Genomic DNA, 9,177 nt, shown 5'->3' on the forward strand with positions numbered 1-9,177 from the left:
CCTCGCGGCCGGACCCGCTGTGATCGCCGCAAGGCCGCCGACGCCCCGCAGGCCGAGGCGTCGGCGGCCCTCCGGCTTCACCGGGAGGTAGCGCGCACCCCTCTTTACCGCGCCACCTCCCGGCCGGCATCCCACCGGCCGCCGCCGGCGGGTCGGGCCACGAGGGCCCGGCGCCGTACGAGGCACCCGCCAGTGCCAGCTCGGGCTTGTCTGCGAGGTCGGACTCACCGCGTCCGCGCCACGGCCGGAAGGTCCGCTGACGCCGGGCTTCGCCACGGTGCCCACGCGAGGCACGAGACCCTCTGCGAGCGTGGCTGCGACCTCGCGACCCCTCTGCCGCTCGGTCCCGGTGGTGTTGTTCGCTGCTGCCGCCCTTTCCGAAGTTCCCCTAATAGTCGGATGAGTGGTAAGAGAATAGCCTCCGAAGGAATCGATCGACAAGTTCCACTTGAACTCTGATTCAAGGAAGCTCGAGGGCCGTTGACCAAGGTTAAGGCGCGCGATTGCTCGCCCCCTCGCTCCCGTGCATATTACCTAGTCGTGGCCACTTTTTGGGGAATCACGACCCCTCCTGTCCCCCTTTGGTGGACATTATGAATATCACATTCAGTCCCCCTGGCGGGGACGTCGATTGTGGGCCACAGGTCCCCCGGGAGGGGACGTCCGGACTATTCTTGTCACTCGTGGGGGGACGCGGATTCGCCACTCCTGGGCGCACAACGGTATCTACGCACAATTACGTAGATACGGTCATGCCCCGCGGCGTGCCGCCACGGGACGCACCAAGCCCCCGTCAGGGAGCCTTCGTGCGTGGGATGCGCGGACGGCTCAGAAGGTGCGCAGCACCGCGCCGCAGCGCTCGGCAGCCAGCGCCACGGCCGCGTCCCGCGCTGCGGAGGTCTCGGTGTCGGTGAGGGTCCGGTCCGGGGCGCGGAACCGCAGTGCGTACGCCAGTGAGCGATGCCCGGCGGGCACCTGTCCGCCGGTGTACACGTCGAAGAGGCTGACCGACTCCAGCAGGGGCCCGGCTCCGTCCACCAGCGCCTGCTGGACGTCCGCGGCGCCGACCTCTTCCGACACGACCAGCGCCACGTCCTCCTTCGCGACCGGATGTGCGGAGACCGGCGCGATGGCGCCGCGCTCCGGGGCGAGGCGGACGAGGGCGTCGAGGTCGAGTTCGACGGCAGCCGCGCGCTCGGGAAGGCCGAAGGCCGAGATGACGCCGGGATGCAACTCTCCCGCGTGACCGACGACCTCACCGCGCAGCACCAGGGCCGCGCACCGGCCGGGGTGCCACGGAGCGACCTGGGCCGGCCGCCGCTCGATGCGCGCGCCGACACCGTCGGCGGCCAGCTCGGCGAATGCGAAGGCCTGGACCCAGCCCGCCGGTTCCCCGGCGTCGCGCCAGCCCGGACGTCGCCACTGTCCGCTGAGGACGGCGGCGAGGTGCCGGGGCTGCCGGGGCAGGGCGGCCTCGATGGCCTCCCGCTCGGCAGTCGACGGACGGTGCTCGACGGAGGGCAGCGGCGCGGCGTTCCCGGAGCCGGCGAAGAAGACCGAGCCCGCCTCGTACAGCGCCAGGTCGTCGTTGCCGCGGGAGGTGTTGCGCCCGAGCGCCGCGAACAGCCCGGGCAGGATCGAGGTACGCAGGTAGGGCGCGGTCTCGGCGAGCGGGTTCACCAGGCGCACCAGCGCTCGCCGCGGGTCGCCGGACGGCACACCCATCCGGTCGAGGTCATCGCTGCTGGCGAAGGGGAAGGTCAGCACCTCCACGAAGCCGGCGTCGGCCAGTCGCGTTCCGACGGCGCGCCGGGCACGCTGCCCACGGGTCAGTCCCCTGCCCACCGGCGCGGCCGGCACGATGGACGGCAGCGTGTCGAAGCCGACCTTGCGACCCACCTCCTCGACGTAGTCGTACGGGTCGCGCAGGTCCGGCCGCCAGGTCGGCGGGACCAGGCTGAGCCGGGCCGGACCCGTGCCCGGCGACGGGTCGATCTCGACATCGCAGCCGCTCTCGGTCAGGATCTGCACCACCCGCTCGGCCGAGACCTCGACACCCAGGATTCGCGAGGGCAGGTCGACGTCGATCGCCTGGGTGGGCACCGGCGGAACCGCTCCGGCGACGGTTTCGGCGCTGGAGAGCGTGCCGCCGGCGAGAGCGACGAGCAGATCGGCCGCGCGGTGGGCCGCACTGTAGGCGGCAGCCGGGTCGACGCCGCGATGGAACCGCCTGGACGCCTCCGAGGGCAGGTTGTGCCTGCGCAGGGTACGAGCGATCGTGGTCGCGTCGAAGCTGGCCGCCTCGATCACCACGTCCTTGGTGGAGTCGCGCAACTCGGTGGACTGACCGCCCATCACCCCGGCCAGCCCGATCGGGCCGGAATCGTCGGTGATCAGCAGGTCGCCGGGATCGAGGGCGCGGGTCTGGCCGTCGAGGGTGACCAGCGACTCCCCCGGCCGAGCCCTGCGGACCATGATGGGCCCGCTCAGCAGGGACGCGTCGTAGGCGTGCAACGGCTGACCGGTCTCCAGCATCACGTAGTTGGTGATGTCGACGGCGAGCGAGATCGAGCGCATCCCCGCCATCACCAGGCGGCGGGCCATCCAGCGAGGGGTGGGCAGGGACGGATCGATGCCGGTCACGCCGAGCGCGACGAACAGTGGGCAGGCGGCGTCCTCGAGCCGAACCGGGTAGCCGTCCGCCACGGCGGCAGGGGTGGCCCGGTTCACCACGTCGGTGAACCGCACGCCCAGGTTCTGGCCCGCCTCGCGGGCGATCCCGCGGATGCTCAGGCAGTAGCCGATGTCGGGGCTGACGTCGATGTCCAGGACGTCGTCGCGCAGCAGCAGGGCCGGCGCCGGATCGTCGCCGGGGGCCAGGCCGGCGTCGGCCGGCAGCACGATGATGCCGCTGTGATCGCTGCCGATGCCCAACTCGTCCTCCGCGCAGATCATGCCGTCGGAGAGGTGCCCGTAGGTCTTGCGCGCAGCGATCGCGAAGCCGCCGGCGAGCACCGCGCCGGGCAGCGAGACGACCACCAGGTCACCGACCGAGAAGTTGTGCGCACCGCAGACCACGCTGCGGCAGCCGCCGGGGTGATCGGCGTGGGGCTGGTTGTGGTCGGCGCCCACGTCCACCTGCACCCAGCGGATGGTCTTGCCGTTGGTCTGCGGCTCGTCGCGGTATGCCAGGATCCGGCCGACGACGACCGGGCCGCTGACGTCGGAGCCGACCTCATCGACACGCTCGACCTCCAGGCCCGCGCGGATCAGCACCTCGGCCAGTTCGCGTCCGGTCATGCCCTCGGGCAGATCGACGTGCTCGGCCAGCCAGCTCAGCGGCGCTCTCATCGTGCCATCCCCTTCAGTGAGCGGCTGAACCGCACGTCACCCTCCACCATGTCGCGCATGTCCGCGGCGTTGTTGCGGAACATCAGCGTCCGCTCGATCCCCATTCCGAACGCGAAGCCCGAGTACACCTCAGGATCGATGCCGCAGGCGATCAGCACCCGTGGGTTCACCACGCCGCAGCCGCCCCACTCGATCCAGCCCTGAGACCGGCAGGTGCGGCAGGGCGCGTCCGGGTTGCCCACCGAGGCGCCGTGGCAGACGAAGCACTTCAGGTCGACCTCGGCCGACGGCTCGGTGAACGGGAAGAAGTGCGGTCGCATCCGGGTCTCGATGTCGTCTCCGAACATCGAGCGGGCCAGATGGTCCAGGGTGCCCTTCAGGTGCGCGAGCGTGATGCCCCGGTCGACGCACAGGCCCTCGAGCTGGTGGAACACCGGGACGTGCGTGGCGTCGAACTCGTCCGCGCGGTACACCTTGCCGGGGCACACGATGTAGATCGGCGGCTCCCGGTCCAGCATCGTGCGCGCCTGCACGGGGGAGGTCTGGGTGCGGAGCAGCACATGACTGGCCAGCGGCTCGACGAACAGCGTGTCCGTGGTCGAGCGCGCCGGGTGGTCGGGTCGGGTGTTGAGCGCGTCGAAGTTCAGCCATTCGGCCTCCGCCTCCGGCCCTTCGGCGATCTCCCAGCCCATCGCGATGAACACATCGCCCATCAGGTCCATCAGGGCCGTGATCGGGTGCGGGGCGCCCTGGGGCCCGACCTCGACCGGCAGCGTGACGTCGACCCGCTCCTCGACCAGGCGGCGGGCCAGCTCCGCCGCGCCGAGCTCGTCCTCGCGGGCAGTCAGCGCGGCATTCACCGCGGCGCGGGCCGCGCCCAGCCGCTGGCCGGCATCCTTGCGCTCGGGGCCGGGGATCGTTCCGATCGAGCGGTTGGCGAGCGCGAGGGGCGAGCGTTCGCCGGCGTGCGCGAGACGCGCGGCCTTCAACTCGACGCTGGTTCCCGCAGCGGCGAACGCCGCCAACGCGTCGGCCACCACCCGGTCGATCGCGTTCTGGCTGAGGTCGGCCGGTTGGTCAGGCGCCATGGATGGGTACTCCTCGGATTCAGTTGGACGCGCGCTGCGCACTCGCGCTCGCGTACAGGCACACCGCGGCAGCGGTGGCCAGATTAAGGCTCTCGGCGTGCCCGTAGATGGGCACGGCCACGGTGTGGTCGGCCAGCGCCAGGTGTTCGACCGGCAGCCCCCAACTCTCGTTGCCCATCACCCAGGCGGTCGGCTTGTCCAGCTCGGCGTCGAGGTCGGTCAGGTCGGTGCCCGCGGCACCGTCGGTCGCGAAGACCTGCATGCCGGCCGCGCGGCAGGCCTCGATCGCCTCGGTGAGGTCGGCGCCCACGACGATCGGCAGGTGGAAGATGCTCCCCACGCTGGCCCGGACGGTCTTGGGGTTGTACAGCTCGACGGAGTCGGAACTGAGGATGACGGCATCGGCGCCGAACGCGTCCGCGCACCGGATCACCGTCCCCGCGTTGCCGGGGTCGCGCACCTGCGCGCAGATCACGACCAGTGAGACGTCCCTGCGGGAGTGCTTCTTGCGCGGCTTGTCCGCCTTCGGCTGCTTGCCGAGGACCGACTTCAGCGGCACGTCGATCGCCCGGACGACCGCGACCACTCCCTGCGGCGTCACCGTGTCGGTGAGGGTGGCCAGGTTCTGCTCGCTCACCCCGTAGTAGGTGACACCCGCGGCCCTCGCCTGCTCGAACAGGTCGATGTTGTCCATCGCCGCGGCCCACCGGAAGAAGACCGCCTCGACCACGCCCGGGACGGCGAGCGCCTCCCGCACCGCCTGACGGCCTTCGACCAGGAACCTCCCGGTCTCCTTGCGCTCCGCGCGCCGCTGCAGGGCCCGGGCGCTGCGCAGGACGGCCTGCGAGGGCTCGGGGAGTTCGATCGAAGCGACGGTCATCGTCGGTCCTTCGCTAGATGGGTGACGGCCGGGCCCTTCCATCGTGGGCCCGGCCGTCGGAAGTGTGCTTCTGGTCAGGCGGCCTGGGCGAGCTGGTTGGCCTTCGCCACCTCGACCAGCGCCGCGAAGGCGCCGCTGTCGCTGACGGCGAGCTCGGCGAGGATCTTGCGGTCCACCTCGACACCGGCGGTCTTCAGGCCGCTGATGAAACGGTTGTAGGTCATGCCCTCGGCGCGGCAGGCAGCGTTGATCCGCTGGATCCACAGCGACCGGAAGTCGCCCTTGCGGGCGCGGCGGTCGCGGTAGGCGTAGGTGTAGCTGTGCAGCAGCTGCTCCTTGGCCTTGCGGTACAGGCGGGAACGCTGGCCCCGGTAGCCGGATGCGGCGTCCAGGACCTCACGACGCTTCTTCTGCGCGTTGACGGAACGCTTCACGCGTGCCATGGCGGTTACTCCTCAGTGCTTTGCGGGTCGGTGGTTCAGTTGGCCTTGTACTTGCCCAGCAGGCGACGCGCCTTCTTGGCGTCCCCCGGAGCAACGACCTTGTCGCCGTCGAGGCGGCGGGTGCGGCTGGTCGGCTTGTGCTCGTTCAGGTGCATCTTGCCGGCCTGGCGGTGCATGACCTTGCCCGAACCGGTGACCCGGAACCGCTTCTTGGCGCCCGAGTGCGTCTTCATCTTCGGCATAGCGTCGTCCTTCTCTTCTTCTCTTCTACAGGTCGATGTCGGGGTCCATGTTGTCCGCGGGCCCCCGCTTCTTCTTGGGCTGCGCCGCCGCGGCGGCCGCGGCGCGCAACTCTGCCTCCGCCTGGCGGTCGGCCTCGGCGTTGGCGGCACGGTCGGCGGCCTTCGCGGCCTTCGCCGCCTCCACCTCGACGCGGGCCTCGGTCTTCTTGCGGGTCGGCGCGAGCACCATCAGCATGTTGCGGCCGTCCTGCTTGGGCGCCGACTCGATGAAGCCGTCCTCGGCCACGTCGTCGGCGAGCTTCTTCAGCAGGTTGAAGCCGAGTTCGGGCCGGCTCTGCTCGCGGCCACGGAACATGATGGTGATCTTCACCTTGTCCCCGGCCTTCAGGAAGCGCACGACGTGACCCTTCTTGGTGTCGTAGTCGTGGCTGTCGATCTTGGGCCGGAGCTTCATCTCCTTGATGACCGTGTTGGTCTGGTTGCGCCGGGACTCACGGGCCTTCTGGGCCGCTTCGTACTTGAACTTGCCGTAGTCCATCAACTTCGCCACCGGCGGACGAGCCATCGGGGCCACCTCGACCAGGTCGAGGTCCGCCTCCCTGGCCAGGCGCAGGGCGTCCTCGATGCGCACGATCCCGACCTGTTCGCCCGCAGGGCCGACCAGGCGTACCTCGTTCACGTGGATGCGTTCGTTGATCCGCGGTTCAGTACTGATGTGTTCCTCCAAAGCTGGATGGTGGGGCGTGATCGCTTCCGGAACCGGAAAAGGGCCCCCGCGCAGGCGGAGACCCTGAGACGACGGGACGCGCGCACGGCGCGACCCCGCGTACCGACCCGCCACCGGAGGTGATCGGGTGGGAGTTCAGGACTCCACTTCAGCGGACGGCCACCTGTTCGGCGGCGGTCGATCGGCTCCACTCTACCCCGTCCTGCCCCGGAGCGCCGAATCGCGCCGGCCGGCGGGGTGCCGGCGTGGACGCTGCCGTCCCGGGAACGCCGTCCTCGGGACGGGCCCGGGCATCGTCGCTTGCCCCCTACCTCGTCTGGACCCCTAGGACGGGTTGCCGGACGCCTCGGCGAAGAGCCAGCCCCAGCCGCCGTCGGGGAGTTCGACCAGGCGGCGGCCGCGGCCGAGTTCGGCCAGCAGGTCGCCCTCGACGACCAGGGGGTGCGGCCCGGCCAGGTCGACCAGGATCGCGACGGCGCCCTGCTCCCGCGCCGAGGACGCGAGTTCGTCCAGCCGGCACGGGACGGGACGGGCACCCTGGCGCCACGCGGCGAGAGCGTCGAGGCCGGTGAACGCGGGGATCGCCGTGCGTCCGTCCGGCAGCCGCAGGACGGCAGCACCCAGCTCCGCGTGACGCTCCGGGTCGGGGCCCTCGCCCCCGTCGTCGCCGAGGGCGATCACCGGCAGCAGCAGCCGTGCCGTGCACAGCGCGGCAACGGCGCGCAGGTAGCCGGTGTGTTCGCCGGCTCCGGCGAGCAGCACCCGCAGTCCGGCGTCGGGGTCGCCGCGGTCGTCCGCGTACGCCGCGCTCGGCTGGCCGAGACCGGTCACGGCTAGAGCCGGCAGGCGTGGATGCTGGTGACCAGGATCGCGTCCGCGCCGGTCTCCCACAGGTCGTCCATGATCCGTTGCGCCTCGCGGGCGGGGATCATCGCCCGGACCGCGAACCAGCCGTCCTTCGCCAGCGGGGAGACGGTCGGCGCGTCCAGCCCTGGCGTGACCCGGAACGCGGCCTCCATCTTGTCCGAGGACACGTTGTAGTCGACCATCAGGTAGTCGCGGGCGGTGATCACGCCGTTGATCCGCCGCTGGAGCAGGCCCAGGCCGGTCGGAACCTCCGCGCCGCGCCGCTGGATCAGGATCGCCTCGGACTCCAGGATCGGGTCGCCGAAGAGTTCCAGCCCCGCCCGCTTCAGGGTGGTGCCGGTCTCGACCACGTCCGCCACGACATCGGCCACGCCGAGGCGCACCGAGGACTCGACGGCGCCGTCGAGGTGGATCAGCCGTGCTGTCACACCGTGCCGGCCCAGGTAGTCCCCGACCAGGCCGGGGTAGGACGTCGCGATCCGGCGGCCGGCCAGGTCGGCGACGGTCATGGACGTCCCGCTGGGGGCGGCGAACCGGAACCGGGTACCGCCGAAGCCGAGCGCCATCACCTCATCGGCCTCCGCAGCGGAGTCCAGCAGCATGTCGCGGCCGGTGATGCCGAGGTCGAGGGTGCCCTCCCCCACGTACACGGCGATGTCGCGCGGACGCAGATAGTAGAACTCGACGCCGTTGGCGTCGTCGACGAGGACGAGCTCCTTGGCGTCCGTCCGCTGGCGGTAGCCGGCCTCCCGCAGCATCGAACTGGCCGACTCGGCGAGCGAGCCCTTGTTGGGCACCGCGATCTTCAACAGGTCTGATCCGTTCACCACAGGTCCGTTCACAGGTATTCGTAGACGTCTTCGAGCTCGAGCCCCAGCGAGATCATCAGGACCTGCAGGTGGTACAGCAGCTGGCTGATCTCCTCGGCGGCCTCGGCCCTGCTCTGGTACTCGGCAGCCATCCACACCTCGGCAGCCTCCTCGACGACCTTCTTGCCGATCGCATGGACGCCCGCGTCCAGCGCCCGGACGGTGCCGGACCCTTCCGGACGGGTCGCTGCGCGGTGGCGCAACTCGGCGAAGAGGTCTTCGAAGGATTTGCTCACGGCGGGCCAGCCTACCGGCTCGCCGGCCGGGCCACCCGGGCCGGGTCCCGGCGCCGCCCGCTGCGTGTCCCGATCTGGCCGTCGGCGGCGTCCCAGCCGTCTCTCCCGTCCCCTGCATGGCGCGTCGTGGACGGATCGCGACATCGGGACCGGCGGGCTATCCGTCGGTGCCGCGGGGGATGCCGAGGGTGGCGAGGTCCAGGCCGAAGCGTTGTGCGATCGCGTCCGCGGACGGCCCGCCGAGGATCCGCACGCCGTGCAGCGCGAGCAGCTCCGGGGCGGAGTCGTGGGTCACAGCGCGACGCCGAGCAGGGCGTCGGCCAGGTCCCGGACGAGGCCGGGAGCGGTCCGGTCGGCGCCGTCCGCCTGCGCCCAGGCGTCGATCGCGGCGAGCGCTGCCGGGGCGTCCAGATCGTTCCGCAGCGCGCGCCGGACGGCAGCGAGCGTCGCGGTGGCGTCCGGGCCGGACGGGCG

The 9,177-nt window shown here is 71.2% G+C and carries 10 protein-coding genes and 1 pseudogene; all 11 read right to left on the minus strand.

The genetic code is table 11. The features are described 5' to 3' along the window. Positions 1-828: 828 nt before the first annotated feature. Complete coding sequence (pheT, locus tag QM633_RS12685; protein ID WP_415154126.1) at positions 829-3,351, minus strand: phenylalanine--tRNA ligase subunit beta; 2,523 nt, start codon at positions 3,349-3,351, stop codon at positions 829-831. After that, positions 3,348-4,439 carry a phenylalanine--tRNA ligase subunit alpha gene (pheS, locus tag QM633_RS12690; RefSeq protein WP_415154127.1) on the minus strand — a complete coding sequence of 364 codons (1,092 nt, stop codon included), beginning with the start codon at positions 4,437-4,439 and terminating at the stop codon, positions 3,348-3,350. The genes pheT and pheS overlap by 4 nt, the downstream gene beginning before the upstream one ends. Positions 4,440-4,458: 19 nt before the next feature. After that, positions 4,459-5,319 carry a TrmH family RNA methyltransferase gene (locus tag QM633_RS12695; RefSeq protein WP_415154128.1) on the minus strand — a complete coding sequence of 287 codons (861 nt, stop codon included), beginning with the start codon at positions 5,317-5,319 and terminating at the stop codon, positions 4,459-4,461. A 74-nt stretch (positions 5,320-5,393) separates the two neighbouring features. Beyond that, positions 5,394-5,762: a 50S ribosomal protein L20 gene (rplT, locus tag QM633_RS12700; protein ID WP_415154129.1), complete on the minus strand. Its 369-nt coding sequence runs from the start codon at positions 5,760-5,762 to the stop codon at positions 5,394-5,396. A 35-nt stretch (positions 5,763-5,797) separates the two neighbouring features. Continuing rightward, on the minus strand, positions 5,798-6,004 hold the full coding sequence (gene rpmI / locus QM633_RS12705) for a 50S ribosomal protein L35 (RefSeq protein ID WP_300145537.1): 207 nt from the start codon (positions 6,002-6,004) through the stop codon (positions 5,798-5,800). A gap of 25 nt (positions 6,005-6,029) precedes the next feature. Continuing rightward, complete coding sequence (infC, locus tag QM633_RS12710; RefSeq protein ID WP_415154130.1) at positions 6,030-6,731, minus strand: translation initiation factor IF-3; 702 nt, start codon at positions 6,729-6,731, stop codon at positions 6,030-6,032. A gap of 324 nt (positions 6,732-7,055) precedes the next feature. After that, positions 7,056-7,562 (minus strand): SseB family protein, encoded by a 507-nt coding sequence (locus QM633_RS12715; RefSeq protein ID WP_415154131.1) that lies wholly within the window; start codon positions 7,560-7,562, stop codon positions 7,056-7,058. 2 nt (positions 7,563-7,564) lie between these two features. Further along, a complete protein-coding gene (gene hisG / locus QM633_RS12720) occupies positions 7,565-8,425 on the minus strand; it encodes an ATP phosphoribosyltransferase (protein ID WP_415154134.1) in 861 nt (286 codons plus the stop codon). 11 nt (positions 8,426-8,436) lie between these two features. Next, positions 8,437-8,703, minus strand: coding sequence for a phosphoribosyl-ATP diphosphatase (locus QM633_RS12725; RefSeq protein ID WP_415154132.1), 267 nt, complete (start codon positions 8,701-8,703; stop codon positions 8,437-8,439). 157 nt (positions 8,704-8,860) lie between these two features. Next, positions 8,861-8,998 carry a hypothetical protein gene (locus tag QM633_RS12730; protein WP_415154133.1) on the minus strand — a complete coding sequence of 46 codons (138 nt, stop codon included), beginning with the start codon at positions 8,996-8,998 and terminating at the stop codon, positions 8,861-8,863. Next, positions 8,995-9,177 (minus strand): annotated as a pseudogene (locus QM633_RS12735) (cysteine--1-D-myo-inosityl 2-amino-2-deoxy-alpha-D-glucopyranoside ligase); the annotation flags it as partial. The gene QM633_RS12730 and the pseudogene QM633_RS12735, both read right to left, overlap by 4 nt.

It is taken from the genome of Propionicimonas sp., assembly GCF_047606205.1.
Taxonomy (GTDB): domain Bacteria; phylum Actinomycetota; class Actinomycetes; order Propionibacteriales; family Propionibacteriaceae; genus Propionicimonas.